This window comes from Moraxella marmotae (assembly GCF_042219885.1).
GTDB lineage: Bacteria > Pseudomonadota > Gammaproteobacteria > Pseudomonadales > Moraxellaceae > Moraxella > Moraxella marmotae.
This window is the reverse complement of record NZ_JBHJHR010000004.1, coordinates 88,530-106,314: the sequence shown is the minus strand read 5'-3', so window position 1 is coordinate 106,314 and position 17,785 is coordinate 88,530. Positions and strand designations below refer to the sequence as shown.

Here is a 17,785-nt window from a genome sequence, read left to right as displayed (position 1 = left end):
GTCACCTGCTTCTTTTGCTTAGCCGTTGCCAGGTATATCATCGATGTTTTCAGGTGGTGCGTTTTCTTCATCATTGGCATCATCTTCATCCTCATTAGCAAAATTGTCCAGCTCGTCCAAATCATCGTCAGCAGCAGGCGAGCTCTCTTGGGTTTTAGGGGTGGTTGTGTCACCGCCAGTGTCAACACCACCTTTGTCATCAGCGGTGGCACTTTCACAATCAGCAGAGCTATCATCGTCATCATCACTGCCAAACATACTACCCATATCAGTGTCAGTCATATGGCTGTGGTCTTCAGGCTTGGTTTCGTCCGCTGCTTTCTCAGTTGATACTGATTTATCTTGTGCTGTCTGTGTTGGCTGTGCTGCTGGCTTATCTGCAGGCGTGGTGGTAGAAGCAGCAGGCGGGCTTGGCTTGTCTGTCGTGGCACTTGTTGCATTAGCTGTCGCCGTAACAGGTTTTTGGGTAGGGGTGTCGTCTTTTGCCTTGCTTTGTTCTTTATCCTGCACATCTTGTACAATCACCGCATTTGGCACAGGTTGATTTAAGTCTGCATTTTCAGACACTGACGCCTTGCTTTCTTGCTGTTTGTTGGTTTTTTCAAACATCTGTAAACTGAGCAAGCGTTGCAATAAGCTTTTAATATAAGCTTTAAACGCCTGAAAGGTCTCAATCTCACGCACATGGCTTTGTAGCACCAGCTCGTCCAGCCGTAAGCGGGCTTTTTTCTCATCAGTGGCTAAGTTTTGTGGCAAATAAAAGGTGATCATCGTTGCTTGCATGGGCGTGTTGGCCACATCTTTGGCAAGCAGTACCGAGTTGGACAACATCACAAAATTCACCTCTTGGTAATAATAACCAAGCCATTTGATGAATTTATAAAGGTCTGTCTCTCGCTTATTGTGAAATTGTTGGTTGATTAAGATCACTCCCATGTCCACTTGAGTATGCTCATCATGATACATGGGAGCGATGGTGTGTGCCGCTCGCAATAAACTTAAATCGCGAATCGCCAAGTCGGAACCGACGCCTGTTTCGTAATACACGTCCACTTGACCTGCTTTTTCCTGAAAAAACACAGGTAAGTGCTTTTCTGTGCTCATGGCGATGCTGTATAAGTTGCCCATATACACACTAGAGCCACCAAACCCCTCTTTGCCATGCACAATGCCATGCACAATGGCGGTATAGGCTTTACTGCTCAAACTGTGTTCATCATTACAAATCACAGGCGTTTGTTGTTTAAAAAATGGTAACACCTCGTATTGAATCAAAGCGTCCAGCTCTGCTGTTTGCTGCTTATGTGTCGGAGCGACCAACAACTCTGCCGATTGTGGCTGCATGAGTAACATAGCAGGGCTGATGTCGGAGCTGACACAGGTGTGATAGGGCAGATAGCAACGTGCCAAACCTGCCAGTGCCACGCCAATCGCAGGGTGGGTAAGCGTAAAATTTAATGCTTGGTTGTCAATCACAATCCGCTGAGCCCAAGCCATCATGCTAAACAATTGGCTGGCTGGCAGGCGTGTATTGGCGGTTTTAAAATCTTTGGCCAATCGTTTATAAATGGCGGCGATTTGTGCGGTTTGTAGCACCGCCAAGCCGTTCACCACGCTAAGCGTGTATTCAGGGCTATCGGTTGCCACTGTTTTGTTGTGTTGGCTTTGAGCTTGTGCCAGTTGTCTGGCGTATTGATAAACATAAGGCACCAAATCGTAGGTGGTTTGATACTCTTGGGTGGCCTCAGTAACCGTAACACGACGCAGTGGGGTGGGGGCAGGTTTTATCAGCCCCTCCAACGCCACTGTTTGGATCAAAGAAAAAGGATGTTTTAGCTGATATTCTAAGCGGTTCACCAAATGGTGGTACAGCACCGCACGGCGGTCATCTCGTTGGTTGTTATAAAGCGATGTGGTTTGGTGGGCTTGCGTGGGGTCTGTGTATAAAAAATCAGCATAACTGTATTGGCTGCCCGCCTCTTGCAATACCGATTCATGGACAACATCACAACCGTCAGCAATAAACCGTCCAAAAACCGATTCAAGCAACACACACGGCTGTTTGCTGTGTTCGGTAATCACCGTGGCGATGGGCGTGGCAGGCTTGCCCAAATTGGTGTAAAACGCCACAATCTCAGGTCTGCCAAGCTCATACAAATCAGTGGCAGCATGCAAAGGGACAATATCATAAGGCAGTTGTAGATGGCGTCTGATTTGCGACATGGTGGGGCATAACAGCTCTTCCCCCATATCACTGGCACTGTTACGCACAGGATTGACAATCCATAAAAACTGCTCTTTGGTGCGGGAAACACCACCAACCATCTCTTGCCAGCTGTCTTTATAGATACAAGTCACCAAGCCTTTGCTGGCAGCGGTCATGTCAATCAAACCATCAACATCAAGCAAAAAAGTTACCGCACCAGCCATACCAAGCCCGTGCTTTTTCTGCAACAAATGATGAAACAGCAAAAACTTTGGTTTAGCGTTTGCTGTTTGTTGGATAAGCTCAGTCATTGCTTACATTCCTGGGCTGTAATCATCGTCTCTACTTGGTGCAGGTGGGGCTTTGGCTTGGGTGTTATTGGCAGATTTATCACCATGCGAACGCGTGGCAGGGGCCAAGCCCTCGGTGAACAGGTTATCAGCGTCATTTGGTGTTGCCAACGCTTTACGCACCTCTTCAGCGATTTTTTGTTTTTCTGAATCTGACAACACGCCATCAGGGGCATGAATCTTCTTAGCTTTAGATTCAGGGTCATGATTGTCTTTGCTTTGTGTGTTGTCTTTGCTCTTAGCGTGGGCTTCTTGCATGGCTTGTGTCTTATGGTTGTTGTGATTAAATTCAAATTCGGCGCTTTCTTGCACTGTGACCACTCTGGTGTTATTCATGGCAGCGTGCGTTACCGCTTGGGTGATGACCGACTCTGCTGATGGGGCCATGATGTGTTTTTTTACAAGCTCACTGGCAAAATCCATCACCTGTTTGTTGGCTTGGTTGATTTCTTGAATGTGTTTGACCGCCTCTCGGTTATCGGAGATGATTGGGTTGATTTCAACTTTTTCATGGGGTCTGCCAAACATTTCAACCTTATTAGCAATCACAGGGTAGTAGTTCCATTTGTCATCAGCAAAAGCCGCCTCTTGCTCAGTTTGGTAGCGGACACCTGTGGTGCTTAGGATTTTTGGCACAGCAGCGTTGCCCTCTAAGGATAAGTTACCAAACTTTGCCCCGCCAGAGACCGAAGTCCCCCCTTGATAAGGAGCAGACAAATCTCGAATGTCTTGCATTTGCTTATAAGTGGTGGCTGCCATCATCGCTTTGGCGGTGTTAAAGTTGCCGACAATCTCAGGTTCGCCACGCTCATTTTTTTCATAACCCATTGAGAAGTAGGTGGAGTGTTGGGTTTTTTGTGTATTTGATACCATACCCAAAGCGTAGCTGCCAATCGAGTCGTTTTTGTACTTTTCAGCAGCCACAACGGTTTTGGCAAACTCGTTGGTGTTGACACTGTCCATCTCTTTTACTGCTTTTTGTCCAGCACCTCGAGGCAACACCCAGCGGGCAGTGTTGGCCGCTTGAATGTCATCTCGGCTTGATGTCAGTGGCACACCTGGGTTGGACAACAGGTTGGTAGTGGCTCTTGTTGACAACACGGTATCAGCAATTTCAATACCTTGGTATAAGCGGTAATAAGGGTTTTCCACAGGACCTGGGCGATCTTGTGCCATTGCTGAGATGACCGCCATGGCAGGTATTGCTGTGGTGGTGTTGGGCTTCCAGATACTGGCACGGAATTTTTCACCATTTTCATTGGTCAGCCAAGGTTGTTCACGGGTTAGCATGGACATATCTTTGGCAAGGGTTTCTCTACGCTCCAAAGCTTGCCGTGGGTCATAATCCATCTTAATGCTGTGATTGCCAATGTTCACATGACCTGTATTTGGGTCATAGCCTTTTGCCAAAGCAGGCAACACATTGGCAAAAAACACCAGTTCTGAAGCGGCTTTGTGTTCGATATTGGCACTTTGCGCCAACAAGTTGGAGAACTTTGCCCCGTTAAACGTTTTTTCTGGGTCTTTGCCTTGATTTTTGGCAAATTGGTAAAAATCCACCGCATTGTTTTTTAACGCATTGTAGAAGTTTGGGCTTTGTGCGGCGACGGCGTATTCACCCGTGTTATTTTGCACCAACGCCCCAGTGCGGAGCAGCGTTTTACCAAAATTGGACTCCAAGAAGCGTTGTTTTTTGGCGTCGCTCTCGGCAGTGCCGCCTTTTAAAGTGCTTTTAAGCAGATCTCTCATCTGTTTGGCGTGATCTCGCATTTCACTGCGAATCTGCTCATTGATGGCACGGTGAACAGTTGTTTTAGATGGGGCAACTGGCTTGTCGGTGTCTTTATGGGCTGCCGTGTGTTTTGCCATAGGGAAACGTGGCATGTTCTGCCCATCAAGCTGCATTTCACCCAAATAGGCTTTGATGTGTGGTGTGCGCAGATTGACAATATCCGCCAATTGCTGGTGCATTTGTAGTTTGTTATGCTCAGGGTGGGCGTCTGTTTTGCCTGATAAAATCACATCAAGGTCAAAGCCGTTGTGGTCTGGGTTTTTGGACTTGGCAGATTCTGAATAACCCCAATATTTGACAGTCACAGAGGGCTTGCCACGCATGGCATTGGCAGTATCAGTGACTTTGCTTGAAACATCATCAATGCTTTGTAGTACATCGCCAAGCAGTAACTCAGCGTGTTTTTCTCGTTGAGCAGCAGTGATTTTATTGGGGGCGGTGTCGGTTCTTGGTGCAGGCGAGTAGTTTTGCTTAGACTCTGTTAATACCAAGTGCTGAGTTACAGCAATTTGAGGAGCACCGACATCATATAAACCTGGGAACTGGCCTTTAGCCAAGTTTGTTTTAATTGTTGGAATGTTAAAGTTAACCACTTTACGCCAATGGCCGTTTACGCCGTCACCGTTGAGTAGTGTCGCCATTTCAGGCTTTTCTTCAACGATGTTGCGGTTTTTATGGACACTGATAAAGGTGGCGTTATAACTCTCCACCGTGGCATGGCGCTCGCCTTTGATGGTGTCGGCCGTTAGCAGTTCAGCAGGTTTGCCTGTTGGGTTAAGACCGCTTAAAGTTACCACGCTACCAGGGCGAATGTTGTTTAATGCCTTGTCTGAGCCAAAAGTTATGCCATTATCGATGAACTCTTGGGCTTTATCACGAAATTCTTTGTATGTTTTAAAGTGCAGGTCTTTAAGGTCAATAAGATTGGGGTCTAAAGACAACTGGGTGTTTGTCTCTTTTTTGTACTTTTCGTTTGCACCCTCATAGGTAGCACCACCAGCCAACATGTTGGCCATCACCCCTGATAATAAGCGTTCATTGGTGAATGACTTAAACTCTGGGCTGTCTTTGAGGTATCTATCAAGGGTACTGGTATTTTTTTCGCCTCTTTCGTGTGCCGCAGCCTGCTCTTTTAAAATCTCATTGGCTGTTTTGCCCTCATTTTTACCCTCAGCCAGTAGTTGTGATAGGGCTTGGCGGGTGGTGTGTTCCATGACCGTTTGAAACTGTACGTCAAAGGTGTCTTTACCGTCTGAGTTTTGACCTGACACCACAAGGATACGCACATTGTTGTCATCGCCAAGTGCCGCAAAAATCCCAACTTTTTGTCCTGTTTTTTTGCCTTGCTCATCAATGCCATCAACCACATCAATACACACCGCATTTTCAATAGGTCTGAATGCTTGATAGCTGACTTCTTGTTGGTTGTCATTTGTGTTTTTTTGAGTGGTCATGGGTAAATCCTTACTATCTGGCAACGGCTGTGCACTTGCTTTAATTTTTTACTATGGCTATAATATATTTATTAGAGATTTTAATATATACCTGTTAAAAAGTCAAACCCAAGTTATCACAAGGAATCGCCATGGCCTACAATAAAAACAGCAATTCTCAACCACGCTACAATCGCAACACCAGCTATGAAGAGGCCAGAAAAGTTGCTGAGGCACTGGGGGCTTATCGAGATACCGATTTAAACTTCAGTCGCTTAGGGATTCCGTTGGAGGCAGCACCAGCTGTTTATCAAAAGGAGGCTTTTGAACGAGATGGTTTGATACTTTCTAACGGTGCAACTTTATCTTTGGAGAATTTGGAAACGCCTTATGTGACAGACGCTAAGCACCGCAAAGAAACCGACCAGCGTTATTTTATGAAGTTTGACACGGCGTTGTATCTGACCGAAGACAAACAGGGTAATCAAATACTAAACCGTAACCACAATGGCCCCAAATTAAGCTATCTGAAACACGGTTATAACGGTTGGAATGCCATTGAATCGCCTTTTGGCAAAGAACACAGTACTTGGAATAAAGCGGATTATCGGCTTGCCAATAACTTGTTGGCGGAGTCTTTGATCAAGGCAAAAGGCCCTGATGGCAAGGAAAGAAACTTGACTACAGATGACCTGGTTGTCCGTGACATCAAAAACATTCCGCAAGATGCGCCTAGAAAAACCTTTATTGGCTTAGACCCAACCGTTGAGTATTCTGTCGAGTCTTGCCACAGAGCCTTGGATTACATCAGCCGCTCTCCGTATCATCAGCCAGGAGCGATGAAACAGCTGGCCATGAGTGTCAAAGAGGGGCAGCGTCAGCGTTCTGAGCGTACGGCAGAGGCGGGCAGGGAGCGGGGTTCGAGCTTGGTGGAGGCCATACGTACTGACCAGTTTGCCCAGTTGCTTGAAAGTCAAGGGGTACAAACACAGCAGAGTAACACCCGTAACAGTTTTGGTTCTTATTTGGATCAAAAACTCAAAGTTGGCCGCCCAGGGGACAATTTGACAAATGTGTTAGAGGGGGTTTTTGCCAATGGGACTTTGGTGGTGCCGTCTTTGCTCAAACAAGGCAGTTCTTTACAAAACGCCTTTATGCAGATGGAGATTGAGGGGCTGACCAAAACAAGAACACTGCACTCAGACCGTGAACTGACCGATAAAGAAAAAACAGAAGTTCAAGAAGCGGCAGCACACACTATTTTTAACTCAAAAGACACTTTTGTGGTCTATCGAGATGTTGAAGATCCTAATGAAGTTACGGTACAAGCCATTCGTGCAGGTGACAAAGAGGACTCACCTTTTAATAAGAAATTTTTAAAAGCGCACAGTCAGAATGGTAAAATCGCGGTGGTTGATGAGCCAAACGATGACGAACCTGACCCAAAGGTGGTTTTTGTGGCAGAAAGCTTTTTGGACGTTGCTGTGGTCAAGTCGTGGGTGAAAACAGACAAAGAAGACCCTGAGGCACCGACGATGGCGTTTTATGGGGCGGCTGATGCTGGCAACTTGGTTAAGGTTGTGCCAAAGCTCAGTGAAAGATACCCCAATGCGTTGTTGGTAGTGGTTGCGGATAATGACAACCCAGACCCAAGTGCCGAGACCAAGTTTAGTGAATACGCAAACAAAGGCGTCGAGGAGGCTTATACAGCCAAGCGAGAAACTGAAAAGCTGGCTTTGGGTGAGAATCGTTTTCCAAACACCGTGGTGTTAATACCGCCTGGCATTGCTGACCCAGAGACAGGCGTCAAACAAAAAACAGACATCTACGATATGCACAAGGCACTGATGAATTACGCCAAAGGCGTGGCGGTGTCTGAACAGCAGGCTTTATTGACCGCTACCGATAATAAACGGGTGCGTGTGGACCAAGAGATGGCGTTTAAGCGTATCAACACCATCTACTCTGAAAGATCGGCCAACTGGATTGAAACCAGGGTGAATGCGTTGATTAAAGAGGGGGTGGCGAATGGCAGTATCAATCCTACCGTTGCTGAGATGGCAAAAATCCAAGGCAGAGCCCAAGAGGGTTCGCACCTGTCGGCAGGCGTGGTGGCTCCAAAAACAGCCATTAACCCGCTGCGTGAGTTTGAACAAGCCAACAAGCGGTCTAGCTCTCGTGTTCGCCATGCCAAGCCTGTGGACGCCAGCGAACAGGCATTAAACGAGCAGGCAAGACAAAGCCTAACCCAACCACAAACCGCGGCACTGGGTTTACGCTTGCTGGATAAAGACGGTCCAACTTCGATTTTACAAATGCGTTCACAGCAAGACCATGCCAGCTCGGTGATTGCTTTGTTTGCCAAAGGTGTGGTGAGCAAACAAGAGCGAGAAACTAACCCCCATGCCAAGCTTGCTTCAGATTTGATTGACGCTGTACGTGACCATGCCATCAGTGCAGGCAAACGCAGTCTGGGTGATGCTGTGCAAGGTTTAAACGATGCCGAGGCCAAAAAACTGGGCTTACAAGAGGCAGCCAAGCACAATCCGATTGTTTTGGTGGCTAACTATGCGTATGTGGCACGAGGTGCAGCTGATGCCGCCCCTGCTAAGCACCAAGTCATTAAAGATGCCTTTATCTCCAAATCGGTTGCCAGTTTTTCTCTGAGCAATGCGGTGCAAAACTCTTCTGTGAAAATGGAAGAAATGCTGCACAATGCCGCCCAAAAAGACGCCAGTTTTAACACCTTTATGAAAATGGGTGGTGAAAATAAAACCGCCGTGCAGGTGTTGCCTTTTATGCAGACCATGCTTGGCGAGTCTTCTGTGGCCAGTAATAAAATGGCGAACATGGCAGGTTTGTTACCCGCCCACCACGAGGCATTAAAAAACATCGCCAAAAACCAAACAGCAGTGGCAGTGATGGAGTCAAAAGGGGAGTTGGGATTTAGATCGTTGCTCTCTGCCGTTCATCAACAGCAAAATGGTGATACCTCTGAAAAAGCACAAAGCAAAGAGAATTTAGGCTATGAAGTTGCGTCTGTGGTTGCTTTGAATAACCTGTTTACAGGCAGTGGTAGTAAACCAGGTCCGATCGATAACAGCTTGTCAATCTCCATCAATGCGGCGCTTGATAAAGCTTCTAGTGCCAACCCAGCCATGCAAGAACACCGAGACTACGCCAAACAGGTGTTAAGTGCTGTTGATCGTGTTGCCCAAGAAGAAAAAAAGGTGCGCGAGGCAGGCGAGTTGGGTGTTGGTAAACGTGTTGACAATGTCAAAGAGGCGTATAAAGGTACGACAAAAGACTTGTTTGAACGGGGGTTGGTTGTCCAAAGTAAGCACTCGCACCTAGCACCCAATTATGAGATTGTCGAGAATGTCGATGGCAAGACCGTACGAGTGGACACCAAAGAGTCCGATGTGCGTGCCGATATGCTTTTGAGCATGAGTCCCCATGCCGAGATGGAAAAAGCGTCAAACAGAGTAGATTTGGCGGTTTGCCAGCGGGTGCTTGCCCACCAAGTGGTTGAAAGAAACCAATTGGTATATGACTCTGCTGATGTGGCGATGTCCAAGCTGAAAGGCGTTGATATTGGTGCTGATCGGAGTACGGTAAGACAAGTTAACACCTTCTCCAATATGTTTATGGGCGTTGATGACAAATCTTTAAAAGAAAAATACGACAAAGAGCAGCAAATGCACGCCAGACAGCTTGACGACTTGCATCAGGATAGAGATAGAAGTGCTATGCCTGCCAACGAGCAGCGGGAATATGAGCGAGCCGAACGCCAAGTAACGCAAGCTGATAGCGTTGGTTTGAGCCGTTGATTTTATGCTATGAGACCGACATTGATGTCGGTCTCATCAAGTCAGTCCAAAATCAAAGTGCTTTTTTAATGTTATCAGCAATAGCTTTGATCACAGGCACCACCACACTGTTACCAGCTTGCTTATATAGACTGGCAGTGCTGGCAAAATCAGGTAGTTTAAAATCCTTAGGATAACCTTGAAAATTAAAGCATTCGCGTGGTGTCAATTTTCGGGCACCGCCTTTTTTGCCTTGTGGGTTTAAAATTGGCACATTATGGCCACCTGTACCCATGTTGGCAGTCAAAGTTGGACAAACATTGCTTTTGTTCTGACGAATATATTTGCGCCGCCATTGATACAGCGTGCTGGCATCATTGACCTGCTCAACCAGTTCATTATAGAATGGCGTTTTTTCTGTATAGTAAAATTTTTTATCGATCGTGCTTTCATCTTCAAGCATATCGGCAATTGTTGTTGTCAATTCTGTTTTTTCAGGAAATGAAAAGTTATGATATGTTTGTTCATCTAAAAAGCAAACAATGTAAATTCTTTCACGATTTTGTGGAATATTGCCATATTCACTGGCATTTAAAACCTGGTGCTTGATGTGATAACCTGCGCCAGTCAAAGATTTTTTGATAACTTCAAAAGTTCTGCCATTGTCATGTCCAACCAAGTTTTTGACATTTTCCAAAAAGATAATCTTTGGTTTTTTTGCCAAAAATATGCGTTCTAATTCAAAAAATAAATCGCCACGCCCTTTATCGTCAAAACCTTTTCTATGTCCTGCAATGCTAAAAGCTTGGCATGGAAAACCTGCCAACATGATGTCAAAATCTGGAATTTCACTAACATCGACTTCTGTGATTGAGCGGTGATCCATTTGGATATGTGGATGGTTTAACCTAAAAGTTTCAACAGCTTTGGCGTCAAGCTCATTGGCGTAAACGGTTGGAAATCCAGCTTGTTCAAAACCCAAATCAATGCCACCAACGCCAGCAAAAAATGAAGCACATTTCATGATATGTAACCTAGTTTATTTAAAAAAAAATTTAAAATCAGCAACTAAACAAAAAGTCGGACCATCAACTCCGACTTTTGTTCTTTCAATTAGCACAAGACAATGACTTAGCCAAGTTTGTAGATCATGATTTCCACACGACGGTTTGGCTGCAAGCAAGCGATTTGTTGCTCACGAGTGCCGTCGGTACAGAACTTCACAGGCATCATCTCACCAGCACCAACTGCATTTAAGCTGATTGGCTTGACACCTTGAGACAACAAATAGCCCAATACGGTGCTGGCACGCTGTTGAGACAAGGTTAGGTTGTAAGCGTCATCACCAAAGCGGTCAGTATGACCGACGATGTAAGCAATGACACGACCGTCGCTTTCAAGGTGCTTGATGACCTCAGCCACTTGGCGTAATTTCTCACGACCACCAGGTAACATATCGCTAACAGACGCTTTGTCAAAGGCGAATAGGGTATCTGCCTCAAGCACAATGGTGTCCACCAGCTTAGCGTTTTCTTGTTGCACCGTGTTGTAGATGTTTTGAATCACTGGCGGTGGGGTTTGTGGGGCAGTTGCTTGTACCAAGTGGTCAGCACATTCAGGATCTTTCCAGTACATACCCTTAACATGATACTGCTTATCAAAGGTCAGTTTGTATTGGCATTGCTTGATGTCATTACCCTCACGGTAGTTGAACACATAGTCCCACTCATGAACATGGTACAAGCCCTCTGTAAAATGCGGACGCTCAATCAGGTTATAAATCTGGTCTTTTGACATGCCGTGTTCAATCTGGGCAATGTTTGACCAGTTCGGCCATGAGCCTTGAGTTTGTCCACGCGGTGAAAAGGTTGATTTTTTAATATCAGGGAACTTGATATTGTCATCAGACTTATCAGACTTGAACACATGGGCAATTTTAGAGTGTTTAACCGCATCAACGCCATCGTGTGCCACTTGTTTGGTGGTTGCACAGCCTGTCATGGCAACAGTGGTAGCTGCGGCAAGCATAAGTAATTTAAATTTCATAAAATTTTCTCCTTATTAATCGGTAGTAATCGGTGAAAATCACGGGCCGACTATTCAGCCCGTGAAAGGGTGGCTTACCATTCGTAACCCAGACCGATACCACCACCGAAGTTTTTCTGGGTATCGCTACTGATGTGGGCTTTTAGGGCATATTTGCCGTTATCGCTTAAGCGAGAGTAGCCAACCGCCACCGCACTTTGGTTACGATATTGACCAAGACCGATAGACACACGAGACTTACCAAGACCGCGCACTTCAGGTAATGAAGCAGCTGCGTGCGCACCAGCCATCGCAGCACGGAAGTCGTTATCCAAGTCGTTAATGCGGCCATGCAAGTGGTTGACATTGTCACCAATGTAGTTGTAAGCCGCTTGTAGCTGTGAGCCATTGACAGCATCGGTTGAGCTTGGACTAATCTCGCCTGCTGCCACATGGGTAACTTTCATATCGCCTGCATTGATACCCATATTGGTCACTGCTGGGCCATTATTGATGGTTAGACCACCATTGCTAAGCATGACATCACCAGTTTGCACCGAGCCTTGATCGCCCAAGTCTAGGTTGTTGGCGACATCAACGGTGTAGTTATCACCACCAGTAGCGTTCACACCGTCTTTAACCACTTTGACATTGCTAGAACCTGCTTTGACAGACTCTTCCTTGGCAATTTGCTTTTTAACAACGTCTGCCAAATCCACCGCAAAATCCTTGCCGCCAGTGCTGTTAGTCATGCTTTGTTTAACCACAACTGAAGTTGAGCCAGCCGATACAGACTCTTCTTTAGCAATCCGAGCTTTGGCGGTGTCTGATAGGTCAAGGGTGTACTCTTTACCACCTGTTGAGTTGGTGTTTTCTTGTACAACCACGGCATCAGAACCCGCCTTAGCGGTGGTTTCTTTAGCGATTTGTGCTTTAGTGGCGTCTGAAAGGTCCACGCTAAACTCTTTGCCACCTGTGCTGTTCACGCTGTCTTGCGCAACAACCACAGTGTCTGAACCTGCTTTGACAGATTCTTCTTTGGCAAGCTGTTTTTTGGTGGCGTCTGATAGGGCGACATTGTAAATATCACCGCCAGTGGCGTTCTTGCCACCCATGGTCACGGTAACACCGTCGCCTGCACCAACCGATGTTTTCTTGGCAATTTCGGCCTTGGTTTTGGCTGACAAATCAACACCAAAGTTTTTACCGCCAGTGCTGTTTAGCTTGTCTTGTTTGACTTCAACAGCATCTGATAGGGCGCTGATAGACTCTTCTTTAGCCAGCTGCGATTTGGCTTTATCAGACAAATCCACAGCATAATCAATCACACCGTTAGCGTCAGGTTCGCCTGCTTTGACAGTCACATAATCACTGCCATTAGAAACAGAGGCTGAACCGTCACCGCCTGTGGCTTGCACCGTAGCTGAGATGGTGTAGGTGGTTACATCGCCTTTGGTGTCGGCTTTGATTTTGATGTTCTCGCCTGCCACCAAATCAACCGTTTTTGGTACATCAACATCAATGGTTGAGGTCACTTTACCTGTGGTTGGGTCTTTTTGGTTGTTGATAGTGACATTTTTACCGCCAACAAAGCTTGGACCACTGACCGTAAAGGTGGTTTTGCCGTCTTTTGAGGCGGAAGAGACATTGATATTATCGCCTGCAACGACTTCTACTTCGTCTGGGACATCAACATTGATGGTAGAAGTTACCTTGCCAGTGGCAGGGTCTTTTTTGTTATCAATGCTCACATTTTTACCACCTGTGAGAGTAGGGCCACTGACTGTGTAGGTGGTCTTGTTGCCCTCGGTGTTGCTGGTAACGGTGATGTTGTCGCCTGCCACAACTTCGGTTTCTGCGATGTCGCCAAGTTGGTCTGAGATGTCAAGAGCGGCGGCATTTTTCAAGCGGTTTTCTAAGGCGTATAGTTGCGAACCGTTTACTGCGTCGGTTGAGTCAGCATTGATTTCGCCCGCTGCCACATTGGTGATTTTCTTGTCGCCTGCCTTAATGCCGTCTTTATTGATAGTAACAGGACCGACTTTTAAACTGCCGTCTGCTGTCAAATCCACATCTTTATTCAAGCCAACTTCAAATTCATTGCCACCAGTGGCGTTTTTGACAGCTTTGGTGGCAACAGTAATATTTTTCTCACCGTCTTTAGCGACAACAGTTTCTTCAACAGGGTTGCTTGGGCTGTCTGGCTTGTTCAGTTTTGCCTTAACATCATCACTCAAATCAAAGGTGACTTTATTACCCTCTGCTTTTGAGACGATAAATGCAGCGTTGCCCTCAATCGCTAAGGTTTGGTCAGTTAGACGAACATCGCCTTTGCCTGTATTGCCAGCGATTTTTAAGTTCACAGATTTTAGCTGTGCCACGTTCACGGCATCTGTGTCATTAGTACCAGCAGCAAGGCCTGTGATTTGACGAGTGATGGTTGCACCGTTACCGATAGACACTGCAGCCAAAGTTGAGGTTAGGGCGTTGCCAGTCAAACCTGTGTATTTATTGGTACGACCATCATCAAAAGGTGTTGCACCCACGACGGATTTATCAACGCTTGCCACAGAGTTGCTACCCAGTGCCACACCGCCAGCAACAGTCACATTGGCAGATGAGCCAACCGCTGTACCGTCTGTCTTGCTTACAGTGGTATTAGCACCCAGTGCTACGGCGTTGTCTGCTACATCGCCACCATCGGTGAATAGGACAGATGATTTTTCCAATTTTAGGAAATCAGCGTTATCACCAACAATCAATGAGCCTGTTGTTCTGGCATTAGGGCCAATGGCAATAGAGTTGTTGCCTAGTGCGCCTTTGTTATCAATATTGCTTTGTGTCTGTTTGATAAGCTTTTGCTTAACCACCTCACGTTTTTGCGCTTTAACTTCATCTGAGTCTGTGTCATAGATTGCATCAGCATCGGTCAATAGGTGTTCTGAACCAATGGTTGAGTTTACCGACAAATATCTGATTTTCTTGACACCATCTAAGACAGCGTATAACTGCGAACCATTGACAGCGTCAGTTGAATTTTTGGCGATTTGACCAGCAGCCACATTTTTAAGTTGTCGTTCGTAATTTTCTGCACCGAATGAAACAACATCGCCTGCGTCAGTGTTTTGACCACCAGCAAAAGTGTAGGTTGTGCCATGGATTGCGTGGGAGACTTCTTTAGTGCCGCGTTTGTATGTGTTGGCAGCTGCACCGATGGCAACGCCGTTGGCAATATCAACTCTTGAACCTACGCCAAGGGCTACGCCTGCTAGGCTTCCCGTTGTGACTTGCGCTTTCGTACCAAAAGCGGTGGATAATTCACCTAGAGCGTTTGAACCCACACCCAGTGCTACAGCGGCGTGGCTTGTTTCTGTAGAAGCATATTCTACGTTGTCCTTTTTAGTTGTCCCTGTTAGAGCCTCAAAAAGATCGCCAACAGTCACAGGAGTTTCATCAATTTTACCTGCTGTAATTACATAATTTGAGCTATTTGGACGAGTGATATTTAGACTTGAATTTGTTGAAAGAGGTTGTGCATATGCCTCAAAAATGTCATCATTACCGATAGCGATAGATGAATGACCGCGGGCGATCGTATTGGGTCCGATAGCCATAGATTGTTCACCCAATGCTTTTGCTGCAAGGCCTGCATCATGGTTTGAACCGCCAATGGCGAGAGATTCTTCACCACGAGCTTCGGCACCATAACCAATAGCAATTGCGCCTCTGCCTGCTTGAGAAGATCCTTTTTTACCGTTATCTCTGCCAGCTTGTGCAAAATTACCGATAGCAATACCACCCTGAGAAACAGCGTTGGCGTAAGCACCTACTGCTAGAGTTGCTTTTTCTTTTGCCCCATTTGCAGTTTTATTATCTACAATTGTATAACCGTAATCTTTAGCAACTCTTACACCAAAAGAACCGTTTCGTGCATCATCTTCACCCGCACCCAAGGTAACCTCTGAGAGTCTTTCCCCTTTATTGATATTAAAATAAGCAGGGCTTGTTGTTTGAGTTGTCTCACTTGTAACAGCTGCTTGCACTACCCCCCCCCACATTGCACCAGCCACAGCCAATGCGCTCACGGTGAGTTTAAAACCTTTGCCATGACTTTTAGCGATTTCCGAGCAGACAACAGATTGCCCCAAGGCATTACGCTTGGTTTTAAAGATTTTATTCATGAATTATTACCTTTTAAAAAGAACAAAGGCAATCAAGAAGAGCCGTTCACCTCAGCACGAACTTTCTCGAAAAACCCTTTAATATCTTTATCTTTGGTGGATTCTTCTGCCTTGCTTAAAAACTTAAGCAATATTTGACGCGTATTCTCGTCGGTTTTTGCTTCAGCTTGTATCCGTTCAAAAAACAAACACATACCAGCTTGTTTAAGCTGGGCAATTTTGGCATCAATTTCGACCGTTCTTTGTTCAAGGCGGGCTCTTTCTTCGAGTAATTTTTGCACAGGTGTCACCTTTGATAAAAGTTTGAAACTATATGTTATTTTATCTAAAATATTTTGTCAATTATTTTTTCACAAAACTATTGACCTTTAATTTTCAATTTGCTATTATTAGCACCGTAAGCAAGGCAGATTGTGGGTTTTCTTTCTTTCCTGCTGTCTGCTTTGTTTACCTTTAGTCATGATACACACTCCTATAATGAGCCAAAACTCACGCCCAAATCAGGTTCGCTTGCTTTGGGCGTGAGTCTTTTTGTCACCGCTTTTTCTTTCTCAGCCACCGCCAACTGTGCCTCCTTTTCAGCAACCACTTGTGGTGCCACTGCCAACAACTGACTGGCTGTCATCTCATTGATCACCTCAAGCACGTTCACAACATCAGGCGCCAACCCAAATCCGCCCACACCTCTGCTACTGTGTGCATAATGGCGATCGGCAGTAATCACCGATACATGACCAAACAAGGCGGCAATGCAAACAGGGTGTAAACCTGCAACCTTGGCATTGGCAATGGCTTGATGGCGAGTGCTGTACAAAGTCGGCTCGGTATAAACAGGGGGCAGGGCATTCACTTGCTTACCTTTTTCTTTAGCCTGATTCACCCGCTTGTTGTACTCCCGCAGGCGTTTTTTATAATCTGAACGCAATAGCTTCTGGCAGGCGTGGTTTTTGATAAACCGTTTCAGCGATTTACCCAAGTTCTCCAAAAACTGCTTTTCTCCACCAATCTCCACCGACTCAAAGCCAACCAATACCCGTTTAAGCGCATCGAGCTTATCCTTAGGCAAATCAAAATACAAAGTTCGCACCGCACCACAAGCTCGTCCATGGGTGTTTTTGGCATTATTGACAATCAAGGCGTAGGGCAGGCCGTACCCCTTCAAATCTAACGCCAAGCTCGACAACACCGCTTGGGCAAACTCATCAGTCAGCGGTGCATCGCCCAAGCCAGCAGGCGTGGCTTGCAATTGACCATCAACCACCTGCAACTTGGCAGAAAACCACTCCACAGGACGCAAGCCAAAAATCATATTAATCTCAATAAAATCTCGCAACAGTTGGCGACTGGGCAGGGTGTCTGCCTGCAAAAGCTCGGCAATCGCTAAAGGAAAATCCTTGCGTTTTTTGGTGCTGGTTTGGTTCAATCGGTGGGCTTGTTGCTCTCGCTGTCGCAGCTCATCGCTATTCTCCCCGCCAATCGCCAACAAGCGACCACTTAAAATATCAATCTGAGCAAGGTTGTAGTAGGGGGCAATCTGTCCTAAAAAATCATCGCCAAAACCCCCAGTCTCACCTTTGGTTTGGTGTATCTGCGATAGCAAAGCCAGCACATACTGAAATGCCGCACGGTATTGACGCAAACTGGCGTGTTTAAGCTCGCCTGCCGCTCTCTTGTCCACCAAATCCGCAATCAAGGCGTTAAACACCAAGCTTGGCGGCACGCCTGCACGGGTTTTACTCGCCCACGCCCCCTTAAAGCGAGCAAGATAAGCCGCCTTGGTTTTATCTGTGGTATCAGCAAGTACCCGCTCATAATCCAGCGACGCCACTTGCGAGCGTTTGTCATAGGTGACTTCTCGCACCGTCTTGGCGATTTTTTTGGCAATTTGCAGGCTTTTGTTACTAGCACTTGACATAAAATAGCCATTTATTTAAAATATCTAAATTATACATTATAGGATAGATTAAATATTTTTTCTATCCTAAAACA

Annotated in this window: 8 protein-coding genes; 1 reads left to right on the top strand and 7 read right to left on the bottom strand. The window is 46.1% G+C overall.

From position 1 onward, the window contains the following. Window positions 1-18: 18 nt before the first annotated feature. Both ACFBZI_RS11290 and ACFBZI_RS11285 read right to left on the bottom strand, forming a co-directional pair. Window positions 19-2,517 carry a hypothetical protein gene (locus tag ACFBZI_RS11290; protein WP_375716469.1) on the bottom strand — a complete coding sequence of 833 codons (2,499 nt, stop codon included), beginning with the start codon at window positions 2,515-2,517 and terminating at the stop codon, window positions 19-21. A gap of 3 nt (window positions 2,518-2,520) precedes the next feature. Beyond that, window positions 2,521-5,802, bottom strand: coding sequence for a hypothetical protein (locus ACFBZI_RS11285; protein ID WP_375716468.1), 3,282 nt, complete (start codon window positions 5,800-5,802; stop codon window positions 2,521-2,523). Between the two features lie 131 nt (window positions 5,803-5,933). Between ACFBZI_RS11285 and ACFBZI_RS11280 the strand changes: the two genes are divergently transcribed. After that, complete coding sequence (locus ACFBZI_RS11280) at window positions 5,934-9,611, top strand: primase/helicase family protein (protein ID WP_375716467.1); 3,678 nt, start codon at window positions 5,934-5,936, stop codon at window positions 9,609-9,611. Window positions 9,612-9,663: 52 nt separating this feature from the next. Here the strand turns inward: ACFBZI_RS11280 and ACFBZI_RS11275 are convergent, their stop codons facing one another. From ACFBZI_RS11275 to ACFBZI_RS11255, 5 genes are all read right to left on the bottom strand, one after another. Beyond that, complete coding sequence (locus ACFBZI_RS11275; protein ID WP_375716466.1) at window positions 9,664-10,614, bottom strand: DNA cytosine methyltransferase; 951 nt, start codon at window positions 10,612-10,614, stop codon at window positions 9,664-9,666. Window positions 10,615-10,721: 107 nt separating this feature from the next. Then, a complete protein-coding gene (locus tag ACFBZI_RS11270) occupies window positions 10,722-11,636 on the bottom strand; it encodes an OmpA family protein (protein ID WP_375716465.1) in 915 nt (304 codons plus the stop codon). A 74-nt stretch (window positions 11,637-11,710) separates the two neighbouring features. Further along, a complete protein-coding gene (locus tag ACFBZI_RS11265; protein WP_375716464.1) occupies window positions 11,711-15,796 on the bottom strand; it encodes a YadA-like family protein in 4,086 nt (1,361 codons plus the stop codon). A 32-nt stretch (window positions 15,797-15,828) separates the two neighbouring features. Then, the gene (locus ACFBZI_RS11260) at window positions 15,829-16,077 is read right to left on the bottom strand and encodes a hypothetical protein (protein ID WP_375716463.1); all 249 of its coding nucleotides are present in this window, start codon (window positions 16,075-16,077) and stop codon (window positions 15,829-15,831) included. A 191-nt stretch (window positions 16,078-16,268) separates the two neighbouring features. After that, a complete protein-coding gene (locus tag ACFBZI_RS11255) occupies window positions 16,269-17,711 on the bottom strand; it encodes a site-specific integrase (RefSeq protein ID WP_375716462.1) in 1,443 nt (480 codons plus the stop codon). Between the last annotated feature and the right edge of the window lie 74 nt (window positions 17,712-17,785).

What these genes read in the sequence shown, in the direction of transcription:
- ACFBZI_RS11290 (WP_375716469.1), bottom strand. Translation starts at nt 2,517, where the DNA reads ATGACTGAGCTTATCCAACAAACAGCAAACGCTAAACCAAAGTTTTTG.
- ACFBZI_RS11285 (WP_375716468.1), bottom strand. Translation starts at nt 5,802, where the DNA reads ATGACCACTCAAAAAAACACAAATGACAACCAACAAGAAGTCAGCTAT.
- ACFBZI_RS11280 (WP_375716467.1), top strand. Translation starts at nt 5,934, where the DNA reads ATGGCCTACAATAAAAACAGCAATTCTCAACCACGCTACAATCGCAAC.
- ACFBZI_RS11275 (WP_375716466.1), bottom strand. Translation starts at nt 10,614, where the DNA reads ATGAAATGTGCTTCATTTTTTGCTGGCGTTGGTGGCATTGATTTGGGT.
- ACFBZI_RS11270 (WP_375716465.1), bottom strand. Translation starts at nt 11,636, where the DNA reads ATGAAATTTAAATTACTTATGCTTGCCGCAGCTACCACTGTTGCCATG.
- ACFBZI_RS11265 (WP_375716464.1), bottom strand. Translation starts at nt 15,796, where the DNA reads ATGAATAAAATCTTTAAAACCAAGCGTAATGCCTTGGGGCAATCTGTT.
- ACFBZI_RS11255 (WP_375716462.1), bottom strand. Translation starts at nt 17,711, where the DNA reads ATGTCAAGTGCTAGTAACAAAAGCCTGCAAATTGCCAAAAAAATCGCC.